We start from the raw sequence: 19,716 nt of genomic DNA on the forward strand, positions 1-19,716 counted from the left end.
CCCAAAAGCCCGGCGGCGAAGGCGCCTGCCGGTGCAGGGGCCTTCGCCGCCGGGCTGGGGGCGGGCCGGCCGGAGCCGGTCCGTGAATCCTCCGGCGCTCCTAGAGCATGCTGATGGAGCGGTCGGTCGGTGCCACCGGCGCCGGCAGGCGGGTCTCGCCCATCAGGTAGCGGTCCACGGCGGCGGCCGCCGCGCGTCCCTCGGCAATGGCCCACACGATCAGCGACTGGCCGCGCCCGGCGTCGCCGGCCACGAACACGCCCGGCGTGGCGGTCATGTAGTAGCCGTCGCGGACCACGTTGCCGCGGTCGTCGAACCCGACGCCGGCCTGGTCCGCCATGCCGGCCGGTTCCGGACCGGTGAAGCCCAGGGCCAGGAAGACCAGGTCCGCGGGGATGACGCGGTCGGTGCCGGCCTTGGGCACGCGGCGGCCGTCCGGCAGGTACTCGGTCTCGGCGACGCGGATGCCGGTCAGCTTCCCGTTCTCCCCGACGAACTCGACGGTGGAGGCGAGGTAGGTGCGCTCGCCGCCCTCCTCGTGCGCGCTGGCGACCTCGAAGAGGTTCGGGAACATCGGCCACGGCTGGTTCTGCGGACGCTCCGACGGGGGCTGCTTGCCGATGGCCAGCGTCGTCACGGACGCCGCCTGCTGGCGGTGCGCGGTGCCGATGCAGTCCGCACCGGTGTCGCCGCCGCCCAGGATCACCACGTGCTTGCCGCGGGCGTCGATCTGGTCCGGGACCTCGTCGCCGGCGACGGCGCGGTTGCCCTGCACCAGGTACTCCATGGCGAAGTGCACGCCCTCGAGCTCGCGGCCCGGAATGGGCAGGTCGCGCGGGACGGTGGCGCCGGTGGCGATCACGACGGCGTCATAGCGGCGGCGCAGCTGGTCCCAGGAAATGTCCTTGCCCAGTTCCACGTTGGTGCGGAAGCGCGTGCCCTCGGCCTTCATCTGGTCCAGGCGGCGCTCCAGCACCGACTTTTCCATCTTGAAGTCGGGGATGCCGTAGCGCAGCAGCCCGCCGATGCGGTCGTCGCGCTCGTACACGGCCACGGTGTGGCCGGCGCGGGTCAGCTGCTGGGCGGCGGCCAGCCCGGCCGGGCCGGAGCCGACGACGGCGATCGTCTGGTCCGTGTGCCGGTGCGGCAGCACCGGGGCCACGTTCCCGTCCTCGAACGCCTGGTCCGCGATGGAGACCTCGACCTGCTTGATCGTCACCGCGGGCTGGTTGATGCCCAGCACGCAGGAAGACTCGCAGGGCGCGGGGCAGAGCCGGCCCGTGAACTCGGGGAAGTTGTTGGTCGCGTGGAGGCGCTCGCTGGCCTCCCCCATGCGGTCCTTCCAGACCAGGTCGTTCCACTCCGGGATGAGGTTGCCCAGCGGGCAGCCCTGGTGGCAGAACGGGATGCCGCAGTCCATGCAGCGGCTGGCCTGCTTGGCCAGGGTGCCCTGCTCCTGGCGCTCATAGACCTCTTTCCAGTCCATGATGCGCACCGGGACGGGCCGGCGCGGCTGCGTCTGGCGTTCGCGTACGTTCAGGAATCCACGGGGATCAGCCACGGGTTGCCTCCAAAATGCGGTTCCAGACGGTGTCGCCGTCCAGGTCGAGTCCTTCTGCCTCGGCCTCCGCGCGGGTGCGCAGAACGGCCGCGTAGTCGCGCGGGAGCACCTTGGTGATGCGCGCGGCGGTGTCCTGGAAGTCCAGCAGCAGCGTGGCGGCCAGCGCGGAGCCGGTCTCCTCGCCGTGGCGGGCCAGCAGCCCGCGCACCAGTTCGAGGTCCTCGGCCGGCAGCGGCTGCAGCAGCAGCTCGCCCGACTCGAGGGCCTGCAGGTTCACGGCACTGCGCTCCAGGTCCAGCACGTAGGCGGTGCCGCCGGACATGCCGGCGCCGAAGTTGCGCCCGGTGGATCCCAGGATCAGCGCGGTGCCGCCGGTCATGTACTCCAGGCCGTGGTCGCCGATGCCTTCGACGACGGCGGTTGCCCCGGAGTTGCGCACCAGGAAGCGCTCGCCCACCTGGCCGCGCAGGAACATCTCGCCGCTGGTCGCCCCGTAGCCGATCACGTTGCCGGCGATCACGTTGCGCTCGGCGACGATCGAGCTGTTGCGGTGCGGGCGGACGATGATGCGTCCGCCGGAGAGGCCCTTGCCGACATAGTCGTTGGACTCGCCGAACAGGCGCAGCGTGATGCCGGCCGGCAGGAACGCGCCCAGGGACTGGCCGGCCTGGCCGGTCAGGGTGACGTCGATCGTGTCGGTGGCCAGCGTCTCAATGCCGAAGCGGCGGGTGACCTCGTGGCCGAGCATGGTGCCCACGGAGCGGTCGGTGTTCACCACGTCCAGGCTGATGCGCACCGGCTGGCGGTTCTCCAGCGCGTCCTGGCTCATCTCGATCAGCTTGTTGTCGAAGTGCAGCTCCAGCTCGTGGTTCTGCGAGGTGAGGTTGCGCAGCGGCGCCTCGCCTCCCTCGACCGTGGCGAAGATCGGCTCCAGGTTCAGGCCCTCGGACTTCCAGTGGTCGATCGCCGGCTGGCGGTCCAGCACCTCGGCGTGGCCGATGGCCTCGTCGAGGGTGCGGAAGCCCAGCTGCGCCAGGTACTCGCGCACTTCCTGGGCCAGGAACTCGAAGAAGTTCACCACGAACTCCGGCTTGCCGGAGAAACGGGCGCGCAGCTCGGGGTTCTGCGTGGCCACGCCGACCGGGCAGGTGTCCAGGTGGCAGACGCGCATCATGATGCAGCCCTCGACCACCAGCGGTGCGGTCGCGAAACCGTACTCCTCGGCGCCCAGCAGGGCGGCGATGACGACGTCGCGGCCGGTCTTCAGCTGGCCGTCGACCTGGACCACCACGCGGTCGCGCAGCCCGTTGAGCATCAGCGTCTGCTGGGTCTCGGCCAGGCCGAGCTCCCACGGCGCGCCGGCATGCTTGAGCGAGTTCAGCGGCGAGGCTCCGGTGCCGCCGTCGTGCCCGGAAACCAGCACGACGTCGGCCTTGGCCTTGGTCACGCCGGCAGCCACCGTGCCGATGCCGACCTCGGAGACCAGCTTGACGTGGATGCGGGCACGCGGGTTGGCGCGCTTGGCATCGTAGATCAGCTGCGCCAGGTCCTCGATCGAGTAGATGTCGTGGTGCGGCGGCGGGGAGATCAGTCCCACGCCCGGGGTGGAGTGACGGGTGCGGGCCACCCACGGGTACACCTTCTGGGCCATCAACTGGCCGCCCTCGCCGGGCTTGGCGCCCTGGGCCATCTTCAGCTGGATGTCCTCGGCGTTGGTCAGGTACAGGCTGGTGACGCCGAAGCGCCCGGAGGCAATCTGCTTGATGGCCGAGCGGCGCTCCGGATCCAGGAGGCGCTCGACGTCCTCGCCGCCCTCGCCGGTGTTGGACTTCGCGCCCAGCCGGTTCATTGCGATCGCGAGCGTCTCGTGCGCCTCTTGGGAGATCGAGCCGTAGCTCATGGCCCCGGTGGAGAAGCGCTTGACGATCGAGGAGACCGGCTCGACCTCCTCCAGCGGCACGGGCGGGCGCAGCCCGTCCTTGAAGCCGATCAGCCCGCGCAGGGTCATCAGGTCCTTCGCCTGCTCGTCCACGCCCTGGGTGTAGGCCTTGAAGATGTCGTACCGGCGCTCGCGCGTGGCGTGCTGCAGGCGGAACACCGTCTCCGGGTTGAACAGGTGCGGCGGGCCTTCGCGGCGCCACTGGTACTCGCCGCCGGTCTCGAGGACGCGGTGCGGCTCCGGGTTGCTGTCCGCCGGGTAGGCGGAGTCGTGGCGGGCCGCGGCCTCGGTGGCCAGCACCTCCAGCCCGACGCCGCCGAGCTGGGACTGGGCACCAGTGAAGTACTGGTCCACGAGCTGCTGGGACAGGCCCAGCGCCTCGAAGGTCTGCGCGCCGCAGTAGGAGGAGACCGTGGAGATGCCCATCTTGGACATGATCTTCAGGACGCCCTTGCCGAGGCCCTTGATCAGGTTGTAGTGGGCCTTCTCCGCCGTGATCTCGCCCAGCTCACCCTTGCGGGCCATGTCCTCGACGGTTTCCAGGGCCAGGTAGGGGTTGATGGCGGCGGCGCCGAAACCGATCAGCACCGCGACGTGGTGGACTTCGCGCACGTCGCCGGCCTCCACGATCAGGGAGGTCTTGGTGCGGTTGGCGCTCTTGAGCAGGTGATGGTGCACCGCGCTGGTCAGCAGCAGGGACGGGATCGGGGCCCACTGCGCGTTGGAGTCGCGGTCGGAGAGCACGATGTACTGCACGCCGCGGTTGATCGCCGCGGACACCTTCTCGCAGATCTCCTGCAGGCGCAGGCGCAGTTCCTCGGCGCCGCCGGCCGGACGGTACAGGCCGCGGACCTTCAGTGCGGCCTTGGTCCCTGCGGGGGTCTGGATGTTGGCGATCTTGGCGAGCTCGTCGTTGGTGATGACCGGGAATTCCAGTCCCACCTGCTGGGCCGTGACCTGGCCGAGGTCGAGCAGGTTGCCGCCCGGACCGATCGAGGTGTGCATGGACGTCACGAGTTCCTCGCGGATGGCGTCCAGCGGCGGGTTGGTCACCTGGGCGAACGACTGCACGAAGTAGTCGAAGAGCAGGCGCGGGCGCTTGGAGAGCACCGCGATCGGGGTGTCCGACCCCATGGCGCCCAGCGGCTCGGCCCCGGTCTTGGCCATCGGGGCGAGCAGGATGCGCAGTTCCTCGGCGGTGTAGCCGAAGGTCCGCTGGCGCTGCTGGATGGAGGCGGAGTTGTGCACCACGTGCTCGCGCTCCGGCAGGTCAGCCAGCTGGATCAGGTTCTGGTCCACCCACTCCTGCCAGGGGTTGGCGGCGGCGATCTCGGCCTTGATCTCGGCGTCCTCGATGATGCGGCCGGCCTCGGTGTCCACCAGGAACATCTTGCCCGGGGAGACGCGGCCCTTGCGGACGATCTTCTCCGGGGCGATGTCCACGACGCCGACCTCGGAGGCCATCACGACCAGTCCGTCGTCGGTGACCCAGAAACGCGCCGGGCGCAGGCCGTTGCGGTCAAGCACCGCGCCGACCTGCCGGCCGTCGGTGAAGGACACCGCTGCCGGCCCGTCCCACGGCTCCATCAGCATGGAGTGATACTGGTAGAAGGCGCGGCGGGCGGGGTCCATGGTGGCGTGGTTCTCCCACGCCTCCGGGATCATCATGGCGATCGCGTGGGTGATCGGGCGGCCCGAGAGCATCAGCAGCTCGGCGACCTCGTCAAAGGAGGCCGAGTCGGAGGCGCCGGGGGTGCAGATCGGGAAGAGCTCCTCCGGAACCTCGCCGAGCACCGGGCCGGCCAGCTGGGACTGGCGGGCGCGCATCCAGTTGCGGTTGCCCTTGACGGTGTTGATCTCGCCGTTGTGCGCGATGGTGCGGAACGGCTGGGCCAGCGGCCAGGACGGGAAGGTGTTGGTGGAGAAGCGCGAATGGACGATGCCCAGGCGGGTCTTGAACCGCGGGTCGGACAGGTCCGGGTAGAACGGCTCCAGCTGGGCGGTGGTGAGCATGCCCTTGTAGACCAGCGTCTTGGAAGACAGCGACGGGAAGTACACGCCGTGCTTGTTCTGGGTGCGCTTGCGCACGCGGAAGGCGCGGGCGTCGAGGTCCGCGGTGGCTCCGTCGGCCGGGGCCAGGAAGACCTGGACGAAGCGCGGCATGCAGGCACGGGCCATCGCGCCGACGATGTCGGCGTTGACGGGGACCTCGCGCCAGCCGAGGACCGTCAGGGACTCCTGCCCGGCGATGTCCTCGATGCCGGCGCGCGCGGCGGCATCGGACTCCTCGTCGTCGGGCAGGTAGGCGGTGCCGACGGCGTAGGAGCCGGCCGGCGGAAGGTCGAAGTCGACGACGGAGCGCAGGAACTCGTCCGGAACCTGGGTGAGGAGTCCGGCGCCGTCACCGGTGCCCTCGTCGGCGCCCACGGCGCCGCGGTGCTCCAGGTTGCGCAGGGCGGTCAGGGCCGCGTCGACGATGTCGTGGCCGGGCTCGCCGCGCAGGGTGGCAATGACGGCAAGGCCGCAGGCGTCCTTCTCATTTTCGGGGCTGTACAGGCCCGACGCTTCAGGCAGATGGGCGAAGCGGGTGAAGGGCGAGACGATTTCGTCGCCGGCTCCCCGCGAAGCAGTCCGCTGGTCTCCAGTCAGTGACATGGCGTCCTTTCTCCGTGTTGATGCTTATCGGAGGGGACGGCGCTGGCCCCGAGGAATCCGGTGCCGTCACCGGCGCGGATCCTTCAATCATGCACCCGCCTCCACCACGCCGGTTTGTTGCGTCGGGGGAACGGGCCGCCAGTATCGCGCCGGTCTCAGCGGCGGATCCACATGGCGGGGTCCACTTCATTGTGTGTGCAGCCGCCCCGAACTGGTGGGTCGGGGCCGGACTGGTGCTGAAGTCCGGCATGTGAATATGGTCGGGGCCGGACGACGTCGAATCAATAGAACACAATATCATTCCACTCCGGGCCTACCCGAGCCAAGGGGTGGTTCTTTACGCTTCCACAGGAAAATGTGTCGGCGGTGTTTCGCACGTGAACGGCGGGTTAAATGCGACTCACCGCCTCCAGTGTGACAGGTGAGGGATCCGCGGGGGACGCGCTTGTGACCAAACCCACGATCCGGGGGGCGGCGCGGGCAGAAGACCCGGCCCGGCGGTTCCGGGCCGGCCTGACAGCCAGGCCCCGTGTTCAGTCCAGGCCCAGCGGGCGCGCGCGGGCCACCGAGTCGACGTGCGGGTCGCCGGCCGCCCGCGTGAGATCCGCCTCGGACGCTTCCGCGGTGAAAAGCTCCTCGTCAACCCGGGTCCGCACCCGGAAGCCGTCCGGAACGTACCCGCCGGTGTTCACTTTGACGATGACGCGCACCGCCGGGGACCCTTCGCTGGGCCCGGAACGCTCCGGCCCCGGACCGCCGTCGTGGGGACCGCCGTCGTGGGGGGCGCCACGATGGGGCTCGTCGTCAAACCGCAGGACCTTCGGCACGCTTCCAGCGTACGCCGGGAGCGCGGCGCGCTACAGCAGCGCGAGCATTCCCGCGGCGGAAACCCGGCCGCTCCCGTACCGGTCGTCCCAGGCGCCCCCGGCCGGGGGCGGATCGGAACGGGCCGCCTGCACCACGATTGTCCTGATCTGCGCGGCCGTGAGCGGGCGGTTCCGCGCGGCCGCTTCGGCCAGGAGCAGGGCCACGCATCCGGTGACCGCCGGACTGGCCATGCTGGTGCCCGACATCCGCGTGTTCCCCGTTCCGGACCGTGAGGCGGCCGCCCGGACGTTGTGCCCGGGCGCGGAGACTTCCGGCTTCGGCCGGCCGTCCCGGGTGGGCCCGGCGCTGGAGAACCAGGACAGTGGCAGCGCCGGCTTGTGGGCGTCGTAGGAGCCGACCACGATCGTGTTGTGGCCGCAGGAAATGGAGCCGATGGTGTGGGTGTTGTCCAGCGGGGCCTCGAACGTCGACTGGCCCCTGTCGTCGCGCTCGATCCAGGCATGGAACGGGACCGGGTCCCCGGTCGCGGCGGTGAGGCGCAGGACCCACCGGCCCGGGGAGACACGGGGCGCGAGGAAGACCCCGATCGTGTTGTCCCCGTTGTTGGGGTCGGACAGCCGGTTGGCAGCGAAAAGGACCACCTGGCCCCCCTGCGATGCCGTGCCGCTTTCCCCGGGTTCAAGGATGCCCACGCTCTGGCCCTGGGGCGAGACCAGCTCCAGCCGCAGGGCGGCGGTTCCGGGGTACCACAGTTCCAGCTCGTTCTGGGTCTGGTCCCCGGGTGCGACCACCCAGGCGAGCTCATGGGAGCCCCCTGCGGGAACCGTCCCGGCGGCGTGGATGCCGTCCGCGTAGGAATTGGAGGCGGCAATGCAGACCGACCGGTTGGGGGCCTGGGCCAGCAGGCGGTCAATGCCCTGTTCGACCAGGGTCGATCCGTCGTGGGGCCCGCCGTTGGTCCCCAGGCTGACGTTGACGGCGCACGGTGTGGACCCGGCCTGCCGGAATACGAACGCCAGCGCCTCGAGAAGCTGGACCGAATCGCCGAAGTTGCTCCCCACCACCTGCGATCCGCTCCACGGGATATCGCTGTTGGCCACGTCGACGAAGATCAGATCGGCTTCCGGGGCCACGCCCGGCACGCCGGTTCCCCGGCCGTTGCCGGCGGCGATGTCCATCACGTGGGTGCCGTGGGCCGGTTCGGTGGGGTCCAGCCAGTAGTCCAGGGCGCCGTAGGGGTCCCCCGGGCCCACGAGCGCGGCATTGATGTCCTCCGCCGAATGGACCATGCCGTAGGCGAAGCCGGGCTCCCCCTGGCCCCGGGCGTTCTGGTCCCACAACCTGCGGATCCGCGTGCCGCCGTCGGCCGTGCGGAAGTTCTGGTGGGCGAAGTCGCAGCCGATGTCCACGATGCCGACCACCACGCCCTGCCCGCCCGGGGAGCTGCCCGGAGGCAGGTGCCCGGGTTGAGCCTGGATCTCCTCCACGGTTGCCGTCAGCTGGCGCGAAAGGTGCTGGGCGGCCTTGAGGCTGAGGACGAAGTCCCGGCTGCGGACATGGTGGAGCCTTTCCACCGGGATGCGCGCGGTCACGATGGCCGTCCCGTCCGCGGCCACCTCCCCCACGACCACTCCGGGGGTGACCTCGGACATGGCTTCGAACCCGGCGACGTCGCTGACCTTGGCGATCACGGCCACCTCGTCCGTTGCGGTGCTGGCCGTGGCCGGCTTGGACTGTCCGTGCTGGCGCCAGGCCAGCAGCCGCTGCAGGCGTACGTCCATGTCCACCGGCGCCGCGCCGCCCGGACCGCTGAGCGGGGTAAAGCTGAGGGGGGCCGAGTCGTCGGGAAGGGACTCGGAGTGGGGAGCACGGACCATTGTTTGCCAACTCCTTCAGGGTGGGTGCACCGTCGCCTCCCGCCAGCATGACGCAGGGCGGCGCCGTTGGCCATGGGGCCGGGCCCCTCCCCCGGCCCCTCCCCCGGCCCCGCCCCGGGTGCCGGGGCGGACCGGGGACCCCGCGGCGGCAGGAGGTTAAACGCGTGCCGCGGGCCCCGGGCTGGCGGGACCCGCGGCACGCGCGGAAGGAAGTGCGGCAGGCGCCGGGCCCTAGGGCCGGGCCGCCCCGGGACCGGGGTTCTCGGCCGCCGGCTCCGCGGGCATGGAACCCTGCACCGGGGTCGATCCGGATGGGGCCGATTCCGACGGAGCGGATTCTGACGGAGCCGATTCAGATGGAGCGCCTCCTGTCGGGGCCTCCGGCCGGGCCGGGGCATCCCCGGACGCCGGCTCCGCGGCGGCGCGGCCCTCCGTCGCAGCGGATTCCGCCGCGGAGGATTCTGCAGGGGAGCCGGGGGTGGCTGCCTCCACGGGACGGCGGCCGGGAAGGTAGACCTCCTCCAGTCCGCGACCGCGGTAGCGGACCAGGCAGAAAGCCAGGGCCGCCAGCGAAACGATGATCAGCAGGAGGCTGGTCCACACGTTCAGGCGCTGGGTGACCCCGAGCAGGGTGATCCATTCGGCGTCGTCGATGCGCAGGGCCTCAATCCAGATGCGCCCCACCGTGTAGTAGGCCACGTAGGACCACAGCATGGCGCCGTGGCGCAGGCGGAACCGCCGGTCGATCAGCAGCAGCAGGGCGACGCCGAACAGGTTCCACAGGCATTCGTAGAGGAACGTCGGGTGGAACAGGGTGCCGGCGGCGACGCTGGCCGGGAAGTTCGGACTGGTCGCGTCGATCTCCAGGCCCCACGGCAGCGTGGTCGGGGCGCCGAAAAGCTCCTGGTTGAACCAGTTGCCCCAGCGGCCGATCGCCTGGGCCAGCAGCACCCCCGGCGCCGCGGCGTCGGCGAAGGCGCTGAGCCGCACCCCGGCGCGCCGGCAGCCGATCCATGCGCCGACGGCGCCGAGCGCCACCGCGCCCCAGATGCCGAGGCCTCCGCGCCAGATCTGCCAGGTGAGGCCCAGGTCGCCGGAGCCGTCGAAGCCGGGCCCGAAGTACGCGTCCGGGGAGGAGAGGATGTGGTAGAGCCGGCCGCCGATGATGCCGAACGGAATCGCCCAGATGACGATGTCCCAGACCACCCCGTCCGGGCCGCCCTTGGCCTTCCAGCGCCGGTTGGTCAGCCACAGGGCCGCCGCGATGCCGGCCAGGATGCACAGCGCGTACGCGTGGACCGTCAGCGGGCCCAGGACGATCTTGGACCATTCGGGGGGCGGGCTGGGGATCGAGGCCGGCACCTGCACGGGCAGCTGCCCCAGGACGCCGGAAACGGCGGCCAGGTTCATGCCCCCGCCTTCGCCCGGCCGGACAGCTCGGCCGCGAGGCGGCCGACCGCCTCCACGCCGCCGTCGCGCAGCGCCGCCACCAGGGCGGTGCCCACGATCACGCCGTCGGCGTAGGATCCGATTTCCCGCACGTGCTCGGCCGTGGAGACGCCCAGGCCCACGCAGGCGCGCTCGGCGCCGGCGGCGTGGGCCGCGGCCACCACGGATTCGGCGGCGGAGGAGACCTGGTCGCGGGCGCCGGTGACGCCCATGACGGACACGCAGTAGACGAAGCCGCGGCTGGCCTCGACGGTGGCCTTCATGCGCTCGGGGGTGGAACTGGGGGCCACCAGGAAGACGCGGTCCAGCCCGTACCTGTCGGAGGCCTCGAACCACTCGGCGGCCTCGTCCGGAATCAGGTCCGGGGTGATCAGCCCCGCCCCGCCGGCCTCGGCGAGGCGGCGGGCGAACTCATCGACGCCCAGCCGCATGACCGGGTTCCAGTAGGTCATGACCAGGACCGCGGCGTCGCAGCGCTCGGTAATGCCGCGCACCACGTCGAAGACCTGGGAGACGCGGAAGCCGTCGGCGAGGGCCTGCACGGTGGCGGCCTGGATGACGGAGCCGTCCATGACCGGGTCCGAGTAGGGGATGCCGACCTCGATGATGTCGGCACCGTTCTCGGCCATGGCGACGGCGGCGTCGATGGTGGTCTGCACGTCGGGGAACCCTGCGGGCAGGTAGCACACCAGGGCCGGGCGGCCCTCGGCACGGGCGCGTTCGATCGCGGCTGCGGACTTGCTGATGATGTCGGTGCTGCTCACAGTTGCTCTCCTTCGGAACCGATCTCCGCTTCCGGGCTGTCCTCTGGAAGCAGGTTGAACCATTCGGCCGCGGTTGCCACGTCCTTGTCTCCGCGGCCGGAGAGGTTGGCGATGATAATGGTTTCCTCCGGCACGGCACCGGCCTCCACCTTGCGCTTGGCCAGGCGCAGCGCGCCTGCCAGGGCGTGGGAGGACTCGATGGCGGGGATGATGCCCTCGGTGCGGCACAGCAGGCGGAACGCGTCCATGGCCTCGGTGTCGGTGACCGGCTCGTACTTCACGCGCCCGATGTCGGAGAGGTGGGAATGCTCCGGACCCACGCCCGGGTAGTCCAGCCCGGCGGAGATGGAGTGGGACTCGATCGTCTGCCCGTCCTCGTCCTGCATCAGGTAGGAGCGGGCGCCGTGCAGCACGCCCGGCCGGCCCAGGGTGATGGTGGCCGCGTGGCGCGGGGTGTCCACGCCCTCTCCCCCGGCCTCGAAGCCGTACAGCTCCACGGACGGGTCGTCGAGGAAGCCGTGGAAGATGCCGATCGCGTTGGATCCGCCGCCGATGCAGGCGCACACCGCGTCGGGCAGCCGGCCGGTCTGGGCCAGGGCCTGCTCGCGGGCCTCCTCGCCAATGACCTCGTGGAAGTAGCGGACCATGGCGGGGAACGGGTGGGCGCCGGCGGCGGTGCCCAGCAGGTAGTGGGTGTTCTCCACGTTGGCGACCCAGTCCCGAAGCGCCTCGTTAATGGCGTCCTTGAGGGTGCGCGAGCCCGCGGTGACCGGGATCACGGTGGCTCCGAGGAGCTCCATGCGGGCCACGTTCAGCGCCTGCCGGCGGGTGTCCTCCTCGCCCATGTAGACCACGCACTCCATGCCGAACAGCGCGGCCGCGGTCGCGCTGGCCACGCCGTGCTGGCCGGCGCCGGTCTCGGCGATCAGGCGGGTCTTGCCCATGCGCCTGGCCAGCAGGGCCTGGCCCAGGACGTTGTTGATCTTGTGGGATCCGGTGTGGTTGAGGTCCTCGCGCTTGAGGAAGATGCGCACGCCCCCGGCGTGCTCGGAGAAGCGCTTGGCCTCGGTCAGCAGCGAGGGCCGGCCGGAGTAGTTGCGGTTGAGTTCCTGCACCTGGGCCACGAACTCCGGGTCGTTCCTGGCGTCGTTGAAGGTGGCCTCCAACTCGTCGAGGGCCGCAATGAGAGACTCCGGCATCCAACGGCCGCCGTACTGGCCGAAGTATGGGCCGGGGGCGTTGCGCAGGCTGGTGCCGCCGGCCAGGAAGGCATCGGCCGCGTCCTTCCCCTGCTCGGGCTGTTGGGCTGGGGTCTCGGTCATGGGCCGTCCTGTCTTGCTGGAAGGGGCTGCTTGCTGGAAGGTGCCGGGTGCCCGAAGGTCCGGCGGCCGGGAGGCCCCGGGGCACGGGTGCGCCCGGAGCCTCCCGTGCTCAGGCGGTGCGTGCGGGGCGGGCGGCGGTTCCCGCCCCGATGAAGGCGCGCAGGGTAGCGACGGGGTCGTTGTCCTTGACCAGGGCCTCGCCGACCAGGATGGCGTCCGCCCCGTGCGAGCCGTATTCGGCCACGTCGCGAACGTCCCGGACGCCCGATTCGGCGATAATGACCGCCGCCTCGGGGATCCGCCCCGCAAGCCGGGCAAAGTTTCCGCGGTCCACCTCAAGGGTCTTGAGGTTGCGCACGTTCACCCCGATGATGCGGGCGCCGGCGGCAACGGCCCGGTCGACCTCCTCCTCGGTGTGCGTCTCCACGAGGGCCTCCATGCCCAGTTCGCGGGTCAGTGCCAGGAACGAGGCAAGTGTCGCGTCATCGAGCGCGGCCACGATCAGCAGGACCAGGTCCGCGCCGTGGGCGCGCGCTTCCCAGATCTGGTACGCGTCGACCGTGAAGTCCTTGCGCAGCAGCGGGATGTCGACGGCCGCGCGCACGGCGTCGAAGTCGGCCAGCGAGCCGCCGAAGCGGCGCTGCTCGGTGAGCACGGAGATCACGGCCGCCCCGCCCTCCACGTAGCGGGCGGCCAGTACCGCCGGCTCCGGAATCTCGGCCAGGGCCCCCTTGGAGGGGCTCTTGCGCTTGACCTCGGAGATAACGCGCAGGACAGTGTCGCGGCCGGTGCCGTCCGGGGTGCCGCCCAGGGCCGCGAACGCGTCGCGTGCCGGGGCGGCGGCGAGGGCGAGCCTGCGGATCTCGGCGTCGCCGACCGCCCCGCGGCGCTGCTGAAGGTCTTCGCGGACCCCGACGATGATGTCGTCGAGTACCGTCACCCCTAGTGTTCCCTGCGCTTGGTCTTGCTGCCCCCGACGCCGTAGCCGACGGCCCTCAGGATGCCGCCGACGACGAGGCCGAGGCCGATCACGCCAAGGCCGGCCACGAAAATGGAGACGCTGGCCAGGGTGTAGCCGATGCAGGAAACCAGGGTGCCGATGAGCATGATGCCGACGGCGCTCCACGCGGCGATGCTGTTGCCGTGGCCGGCCGGCTCGGCGTGCATCGGGTCGAGGGCGGGGGCGTTGTTCGCGGCAGTGTTGGTTGCCATGTCGGGTACTCCTCATCACGTCGTTGGCCCGCGGCGTGCGCCCCGGGCAGAACTTCTTACATTCTGCCACTGATTCCGTGGCAGGACCGCCATGTTGCGGCCGGGCGGGTCAGCCCGTCGGGTCCTCGCCGCGGGAAAGGCTGTCCCATCCGTCAATCTCGTCCAGCGGCCCGTCGGCAGGGGGCCGGGCCGCGCCTCCGGAGCGCGTTCCGCCTTCAGACTGCAGGGTGCCTTCGGACTGTGGGGTGCCTTCGGGCAGGGCAGCACCGGGGGGCTGCGCCGTTCCGGAAGCCGCCGCGTACTTGCGCCCGCCCTTCCAGCCGCGGCCGGCGGCAAACAGCGCCATGCCGGCCAGGGCCATCCAGGCCCCGGCGGCGGCGGCGATCCACGGCCACGCCAGGACGGTGTAGGCGCCGGCGACCGTGGGGGTGCCGGTGGCGTTGCCCACCGCCCCGGCCGCGGCGCCCTGCGGGTCCAGGGCCGCGCCCGCGGAGGCGGCGGCGATCCCGGCGCCGGCGGCGATGAGCAGCACGGCGATGATCCGCCGGGCCACGGGGCCGGCGATTGCGGCGGCCACGGCCCCGGCGAGGGCGACCACGGCCAGGGCCGCCACCGCCGTGGCCGCCTCCGATCCGGCGACGTCGATCTGGGGGATGCGCACGGACGCGGCGTCGGGGACCACGCGGATCCAGGTCCGCGTGGTGGTGGACAGGGCCACCACGGCGCCCAGCAGAGCGGCAAGGAGCACGTTGCGGCGGGAAGCCAGCGGGCGGGCCCCTCCCCTGCCTCCGGGGGGGCTGCTCACGGGGTGGTCCCGGCGGCCGGACGCATGCTGGCTGCCGCCCAGACGGCGCGCATCGGGGCGGCGGACTTGTTGACGGTCTCCAGCGCCTCCGCGTCCAGGTCCGAGTCGGCGACGATGCCGCCACCGGCCTGCACGTAGGCCCGCCCGTCCTTGAGCAGGGCCGAGCGGATGGCAATGGCCATGTCCATGTCCCCGGCGAAGTCCAGGTAGCCGACCACGCCGCCGTAGACGCCCCGACGGTGCGGTTCGACTTCGTCGAGCAGGCGCAGGGCCCGCGGCTTCGGGGCACCGGAGAGGGTTCCGGCCGGGAATGTCGCGGCGAGCACGTCATAGGCGGTGGCGTCGTCGCGCAGGTGGCCCACCACGTTGGACACCAGGTGCATGATGTGGCTGAAGCGCTCCACCTCCATGAACTGGGTGACCTCGACGGAGCCGGGCACGCACACCTTGGAGAGGTCGTTGCGGGCCAGGTCCACCAGCATCAGGTGCTCGGCCCTCTCCTTCTCGTCGGCCAGCAGGCTGTGCTCGTGCGCCTGGTCCTCGTCGTGGGTGGTCCCGCGGGGGCGGGAGCCGGCGATGGGGTGGGTGACCACGTCGCGTCCGTTGACGGTGACCAGCGCCTCCGGCGACGAGCCCACGATCGAGTAGCTGCCGCCTTCGGCGTCCTCGAGCGTGAACAGGTACATGTAGGGGCTGGGGTTGGTGGCGCGCAGGATGCGGTAGACGTCCAGCGGATCGGCGTCCGTCTCCAGCTCGAAGCGGCGGGAGATCACGACCTGGAAGACCTCGCCGTCCACGATGGCCTCCTTGCCGCGGAGCACCGCCTGCCGGTAGGACCCTTCGTCCCAGCTGTGCGTGACCGCGGACATGAGTTCCCCGGTGGGCACGTCGGTGCCGGAATAGGTGGAGACGCGGCCGGCAGCCGGGGCCTCCAGCGCCTCCAGCATCTTCCGTACCCGCTCCACGGCGTGGAAGTAGGCGCCGTCGACGCCGGCCTCCAGGCCGTTGTGGTTGATCGCGTTGGAGATGAGGGTGACGGTGCCGTCGGTGTTGTCGTGCACCGCCATGTCCCCGACCAGGTTCATGGCCAGCTCCGGCAGGCCGAGGTCGTCCCGCGGCGGGTCGGGCAGCTTCTCCCAGCGGCGCACGGCCTCCCAGCCCACGAACCCGACCATGCCGGAGGTGAACGGCGGCAGGCCCTCGAGCGGTTCGGTGCGCAGCATCGAGACGGTCTCCCGCAGCACCTCCACCGGATTGCCCGTGGTGGGCAACCCGGCCGGCGGGGTGCCCAGCCAGTGCGCCTCTCCGTTGCGGGTGGTCAGCGTGGCGGGCGCTCCCGTGCCGATGAAGGAGTAACGGCTCCAGACTCCGCCCGCGGCGGCGCTTTCCATCAGGAACGTTCCGGGGCGGCCTGCCGCCAGCCGGGTGTACAGCGCGATGGGGGTCAGCGAGTCCGCCAGGACGCGGATCGAGACCGGGATGACGCGGCGGGTGCGGGCAAGTTCGCGGAATCCCTCGAGCGTGGGGGTGACGACCCCAAGTGCATGCATTGGTGGCGGCTCTCTTGGTTTGACCCTGTCCGGGTGCGGCTCTGTGTGGGTGTATCTCTGTGCGCGGCCCCCGGCGGGGCGGCCGGCCCTCCGGGGCTGCTAGGCCCCGGGCATACCGACGGCGGCAGCCAGGTCGCGGCCGTCGAAACAGGTACGGGTGCCGGTGTGGCAGGCGGCGCCGACCTGGTCCACGCGCACCAGCAGGGCGTCGCCGTCGCAGTCCAGGGCGACCGACTTGACCAGCTGGATGTGTCCGGAGGTGTCCCCCTTGCGCCAGTACTCCCGCCGCGAGCGCGAGTAGAAGGTGACGCGCCCGGTGGTGAGGGTCCGGTGCAGGGCCTCCTCGTCCATCCAGCCGAGCATCAGCACCTCCCCGGTGTCGTGCTGCTGGCAGATTGCGGCCACGAGGCCGGCCGAGTCCTTCTTGAGGCGCGCGGCGATCCGCGGGTCCAGGGCCGAAGCGGTGGAGGCCGAAGCGGTGGAGGCCTGAGCGGCCTGATCGGTGGCGGGGGCTGGGTTTTCGGACATCGCTAGCCAGTCTAGTGGGTCGGGCCCGGTGCGTCGGGCCGCGCGGCACGCGGTGCTACGGCGCAGCGCCTCCGTTGGGCGTGCGATGCGTGCTAGGTTGCCAGCGTGATGCGTTTCGTGCACCCTTCCCGCGAAGTCCTGGCCGAGGTGCTCCTGGCCGCCGGCCCCGACCAGCCCACCCTGTGTGCCGGCTGGCGGACCCGTCACCTCGCCGCGCACCTGGTGCTGCGCGAGCACGGCCTGCTGGCCGCGGGGATTGTCGCCAGGCCGCTGGCCGCCCGGTTCGGGCGCGCCGTCGCAGCCCTTGCGGCGCAGTCGGCCGGCACGGCATCCTATGCGGCCCTGGTGGCGCGCTTCCGCGCCGGCCCGCCACGTTTCTCTCCCCTGGCGCTGCCGGCCCTGGGCGAGGCGGCCAACCTGGTGGAGTTCTTCGTGCACACCGAGGACGTGCGCCGGGCCAGCGAGCGGTGGGCCCCGCGCGTGTTGGACGACGAGTACTCCGAGGCCCTGTGGCACGCCCTGGTGCGCGCCTCCGGCCTGCTCTACCGGCGCAGCCCCGTGGGGGTCATCCTGGTCCGTCCCGACGGGGTGCGCCACGTGGCCAAGCGGGCGGCGTCGGCTGTGGCGGTCGTCGGGGACCCGGCGGAGCTGCTGATGCACGCGTTCGGAAGGCGCGGCCACGCCCTGGTGACCTTTGAGGGAACCGCCCAGGCCGTCGAGCGGCTGGCCGGCGACGCGCCGGCCGGTGCCGCGGGCCCCCGCCACCGCAAGGGATAGCCCCCCGGGGAACCGTCCCGGGCCGGGCGGACCCTACGGGGTGAGTTCGCGGGTGCGGTAGTGGTACTGCGTGGCGGTGCTGAACCCCAGCGAATGGGAGAGCACGATCGCCCCGACGCGGGCCTCGCGCACCTGCAGCCACACGCCGGACAGGTCCCGCCGGGCGGCCTCGGAGAGCAGCGTCTCCAGGATCCGCCGGGCATGGCCGCGGCGGCGGGTTTCGGCGCGGGTCACCACGCAGGAGAGGCCGCCGAACCCGCCGACGAGGGCCATCCGGGCGATCGACTCGACGCGCCCGTCCACGCGCAGGGATGCGTACACGGCCGGCGCGCCCAGGAGGATCCGGCGCAGCACCGCCTGCTCCTCCTTGGTGCCCGGACCTTCCTCCCGCAGGTAGACCTCCAGCCACTCCGGGCCCGGTTCCGGGTCCAGTTCCACGCGGGCATCCGCCTCGACGCCGGCGAAGCGCTGGAGCTCGAGTCCGTCCATGACCTGGACCAGCGTCGGGCTTCCGGTCCGGTAACCCTTCATGGCCAGCAGCCCGTCCAGGTCCGCGGGCTGCGTGGCGGGGCTGATCTGGAAGCTCGCGTCGAGCCAGCGCTCGGCACTGCGGCGCTCGACCTCGGCCACGGCGGCCTCCAGGTTCCCCGGAGCCGCGAGCGGCAGCACCGAATTGGCGCGCAGGGTCACCCCGGCGGCGAAGCGCAGGGTCCAGCCGTCCACGGCGCCGCGTTCGATCGAGGGCCAGGCCTCCGCCATCAGGCGGTGCAGGTGGGTGGGGTCAGCGAACAGGGAAACCAGCCTCCTTGATGGCCCTCTTCACCCGCGCAATCATGTCCACGGGGCCGAAGTGGAAAATGGATGCGGCGAGCACGGCGTCGGCGCCGGCGGCGATGGCCGGCGGGAAGTCCTCGGGCTTGCCGGCACCGCCTGAGGCGATCAGCGGGACCTTCACCGCGGCGCGGACGGCGCGGATCATCTCCAGGTCGAAGCCCTCCTTGGTGCCGTCGGCGTCGATGGAGTTCAGCAGGATCTCCCCCACCCCGCGCTCGGCGGCCTCCCGTGCCCAGGCGACCGCGTCGGTGCCGGTGCCGGTGCGGCCTCCGTGGGTGGTGACCTCGAAGCCGGACGGGCAGCCCGGGTCCGTGGTGCGGCGCGCGTCCAGGGAGAGCACCAAAACCTGCGAGCCGAAGCGTTCGGTGATCTCGTTGATCACCTCCGGACGGGCGACGGCGGCGGTGTTGATCGAGGCCTTGTCGGCACCGGCGCGCAGCAGCCGGTCCACGTCGGCCGCGGCGCGGACGCCTCCGCCGACGGTCAGCGGGATGAAGACCTCCTCGGCGGTGCGCGCCACCACGTCGAAGGTGGTCTCGCGGTTGCCCGAGGACGCGGTGACGTCGAGGAAGGTGATTTCGTCGGCCCCGGCGGCGTTGTAGCGCTTGGCCAGTTCCACCGGGTCGCCGGCATCGCGCAGGCCCTCGAAGTTGATGCCCTTGACCACGCGGCCGGCATCGACGTCGAGGCAGGGGATGACGCGGATCGCGACTGTCATGACCGGCTCCTTAGATGCGGCAGGCGTGGATGGTGCTGACCAGGATGGCGCGGGCGCCCAGGTCGTAGAGGTCGTCCATCACGCGGTTGGTGGTGCTCTTGCGCACCATCGAGCGCACCGCGACCCAGTCGGAGTCCTTCAGCGGGGAGACTGTCGGGGATTCGAGGCCGGGCGTGATCTCGCAGGCGGCCTCGACCAGCTCGCGGGGCACGTCGTAGTCGACCATCACGTACTGGCGGGCCACCAGGACGCCCTGCAGGCGGCGCAGCAGCACCTCCAGCCCGGCAGGGGCCTGGCCGGCCCGGCCGATCACCACGGCCTCGGAGCGCAGGATCGGCTCCCCGAAGATTTCCATGCCGGCGGCCTTGAGGGTGTTGCCGGTCTCGACGACGTCGGCGATCGCGTCCGCCACGCCCAGGCGCACGGAGGACTCCACGGCACCGTCCAGGCGGACCACCGTGGCCTCGATGCCCTGCTCGGCGAGGTAGCCGCGCAGCAGGCCGTCGTAGCTGGTGGCGATGCGGCGGCCGGCGAGTTCCCCGAGGGAGGAGAAGTCGCCCACCGGGCCGGCGAAGCGGAAGGTGGAGGCCCCGATGCCCAGCGGCAGCAGCTCCTCGACGTCCCCGTTCACCTCGGCGTCCATGTACAGGTCGCGGCCGGTGATGCCCACGTCCAGGATGCCGCGGCCGACGTACACGGCGATGTCGCGGGGGCGCAGGTAGAAGAACTCGATCTCGTTGTCCGGGTCCACCATCACCAGCTCGCGGCTGTCGCGGCGCTGGCGGTATCCGGCCTCGGTCAGCATGGCGGAGGCGGCTTCGGACAGGGAGCCCTTGTTGGGCACGGCAACTCGCAGCATGGTGCGGCTCTTTTCTGGTTCTGGGGGATGCGGGGCAG

Annotated in this window: 16 protein-coding genes; 1 reads left to right on the plus strand and 15 read right to left on the minus strand. The window is 71.5% G+C overall.

Annotation, left to right across the window (positions count from 1 at the left end):
- Positions 1-100 precede the first annotated feature (100 nt).
- From NCCP_RS09740 to hisI, 12 genes are all read right to left on the minus strand, one after another.
- Entirely contained in the window at positions 101-1,561 is a 1,461-nt protein-coding gene (locus NCCP_RS09740) for a glutamate synthase subunit beta (RefSeq protein WP_149957059.1), read from the minus strand.
- On the minus strand, positions 1,554-6,155 hold the full coding sequence (gene gltB, locus NCCP_RS09745; RefSeq protein ID WP_149957060.1) for a glutamate synthase large subunit: 4,602 nt from the start codon (positions 6,153-6,155) through the stop codon (positions 1,554-1,556). The genes NCCP_RS09740 and gltB overlap by 8 nt, the downstream gene beginning before the upstream one ends.
- Positions 6,156-6,688: 533 nt before the next feature.
- Positions 6,689-6,982 (minus strand): hypothetical protein, encoded by a 294-nt coding sequence (locus tag NCCP_RS09750; RefSeq protein ID WP_149957061.1) that lies wholly within the window; start codon positions 6,980-6,982, stop codon positions 6,689-6,691.
- Positions 6,983-7,012: 30 nt separating this feature from the next.
- Positions 7,013-8,860: a S8 family serine peptidase gene (locus tag NCCP_RS09755; RefSeq protein ID WP_149957062.1), complete on the minus strand. Its 1,848-nt coding sequence runs from the start codon at positions 8,858-8,860 to the stop codon at positions 7,013-7,015.
- A 231-nt stretch (positions 8,861-9,091) separates the two neighbouring features.
- Positions 9,092-10,270 carry a prolipoprotein diacylglyceryl transferase gene (gene lgt / locus NCCP_RS09760; protein WP_149957063.1) on the minus strand — a complete coding sequence of 393 codons (1,179 nt, stop codon included), beginning with the start codon at positions 10,268-10,270 and terminating at the stop codon, positions 9,092-9,094.
- The gene (trpA, locus tag NCCP_RS09765) at positions 10,267-11,073 is read right to left on the minus strand and encodes a tryptophan synthase subunit alpha (protein WP_225873777.1); all 807 of its coding nucleotides are present in this window, start codon (positions 11,071-11,073) and stop codon (positions 10,267-10,269) included. The genes lgt and trpA overlap by 4 nt, the downstream gene beginning before the upstream one ends.
- A complete protein-coding gene (gene trpB / locus NCCP_RS09770) occupies positions 11,070-12,395 on the minus strand; it encodes a tryptophan synthase subunit beta (protein WP_149957065.1) in 1,326 nt (441 codons plus the stop codon). The genes trpA and trpB overlap by 4 nt, the downstream gene beginning before the upstream one ends.
- Before the next feature lie 109 nt (positions 12,396-12,504).
- Positions 12,505-13,335, minus strand: a complete 831-nt coding sequence (gene trpC / locus NCCP_RS09775) for an indole-3-glycerol phosphate synthase TrpC (RefSeq protein ID WP_149957066.1) — start codon at positions 13,333-13,335, stop codon at positions 12,505-12,507.
- A gap of 2 nt (positions 13,336-13,337) precedes the next feature.
- Entirely contained in the window at positions 13,338-13,607 is a 270-nt protein-coding gene (locus NCCP_RS09780) for an HGxxPAAW family protein (protein WP_225873778.1), read from the minus strand.
- 109 nt (positions 13,608-13,716) lie between these two features.
- A complete protein-coding gene (locus NCCP_RS09785; protein WP_172627362.1) occupies positions 13,717-14,412 on the minus strand; it encodes a Trp biosynthesis-associated membrane protein in 696 nt (231 codons plus the stop codon).
- On the minus strand, positions 14,409-15,962 hold the full coding sequence (locus NCCP_RS09790) for an anthranilate synthase component I (RefSeq protein ID WP_149957068.1): 1,554 nt from the start codon (positions 15,960-15,962) through the stop codon (positions 14,409-14,411). Before NCCP_RS09790 ends, NCCP_RS09785 begins: the two co-directional genes overlap by 4 nt.
- Before the next feature lie 99 nt (positions 15,963-16,061).
- Positions 16,062-16,490 (minus strand): phosphoribosyl-AMP cyclohydrolase, encoded by a 429-nt coding sequence (gene hisI, locus NCCP_RS09795; RefSeq protein WP_149957069.1) that lies wholly within the window; start codon positions 16,488-16,490, stop codon positions 16,062-16,064.
- Between the two features lie 108 nt (positions 16,491-16,598).
- Between hisI and NCCP_RS09800 the strand changes: the two genes are divergently transcribed.
- Positions 16,599-17,267, plus strand: a complete 669-nt coding sequence (locus NCCP_RS09800; protein ID WP_149957134.1) for a TIGR03085 family metal-binding protein — start codon at positions 16,599-16,601, stop codon at positions 17,265-17,267.
- Between the two features lie 33 nt (positions 17,268-17,300).
- On the opposite strand, the gene NCCP_RS09805 is transcribed toward NCCP_RS09800, so the two are convergent.
- The 3 genes from NCCP_RS09805 to hisG are packed head-to-tail and all read right to left on the minus strand — an operon-like array spanning position 17,301 to position 19,678.
- Positions 17,301-18,026, minus strand: coding sequence for a GNAT family N-acetyltransferase (locus tag NCCP_RS09805; RefSeq protein WP_149957070.1), 726 nt, complete (start codon positions 18,024-18,026; stop codon positions 17,301-17,303).
- A gap of 22 nt (positions 18,027-18,048) precedes the next feature.
- Positions 18,049-18,819 (minus strand): imidazole glycerol phosphate synthase subunit HisF, encoded by a 771-nt coding sequence (hisF, locus tag NCCP_RS09810; protein ID WP_149957071.1) that lies wholly within the window; start codon positions 18,817-18,819, stop codon positions 18,049-18,051.
- Positions 18,820-18,829: 10 nt separating this feature from the next.
- The gene (gene hisG, locus NCCP_RS09815) at positions 18,830-19,678 is read right to left on the minus strand and encodes an ATP phosphoribosyltransferase (protein WP_149957072.1); all 849 of its coding nucleotides are present in this window, start codon (positions 19,676-19,678) and stop codon (positions 18,830-18,832) included.
- Between the last annotated feature and the right edge of the window lie 38 nt (positions 19,679-19,716).

The sequence above is a fragment of the Zafaria cholistanensis genome, from assembly GCF_008580665.1.
In the GTDB taxonomy this organism is placed as follows: Bacteria; Actinomycetota; Actinomycetes; order Actinomycetales; family Micrococcaceae; genus Zafaria; species Zafaria cholistanensis.

Coding starts and splice junctions, on each gene's coding strand:
- gltB (WP_149957060.1), bottom strand. CDS start 6,155: ATGTCACTGACTGGAGACCAGCGGACTGCTTCGCGGGGAGCCGGCGAC.
- NCCP_RS09755 (WP_149957062.1), bottom strand. CDS start 8,860: ATGGTCCGTGCTCCCCACTCCGAGTCCCTTCCCGACGACTCGGCCCCC.
- lgt (WP_149957063.1), bottom strand. CDS start 10,270: ATGAACCTGGCCGCCGTTTCCGGCGTCCTGGGGCAGCTGCCCGTGCAG.
- trpB (WP_149957065.1), bottom strand. CDS start 12,395: ATGACCGAGACCCCAGCCCAACAGCCCGAGCAGGGGAAGGACGCGGCC.
- NCCP_RS09780 (WP_225873778.1), bottom strand. CDS start 13,607: ATGGCAACCAACACTGCCGCGAACAACGCCCCCGCCCTCGACCCGATG.
- NCCP_RS09790 (WP_149957068.1), bottom strand. CDS start 15,962: ATGCATGCACTTGGGGTCGTCACCCCCACGCTCGAGGGATTCCGCGAA.
- hisI (WP_149957069.1), bottom strand. CDS start 16,490: ATGTCCGAAAACCCAGCCCCCGCCACCGATCAGGCCGCTCAGGCCTCC.
- NCCP_RS09800 (WP_149957134.1), top strand. CDS start 16,599: ATGCGTTTCGTGCACCCTTCCCGCGAAGTCCTGGCCGAGGTGCTCCTG.
- NCCP_RS09805 (WP_149957070.1), bottom strand. CDS start 18,026: ATGGCGGAGGCCTGGCCCTCGATCGAACGCGGCGCCGTGGACGGCTGG.
- hisF (WP_149957071.1), bottom strand. CDS start 18,819: ATGACAGTCGCGATCCGCGTCATCCCCTGCCTCGACGTCGATGCCGGC.
- hisG (WP_149957072.1), bottom strand. CDS start 19,678: ATGCTGCGAGTTGCCGTGCCCAACAAGGGCTCCCTGTCCGAAGCCGCC.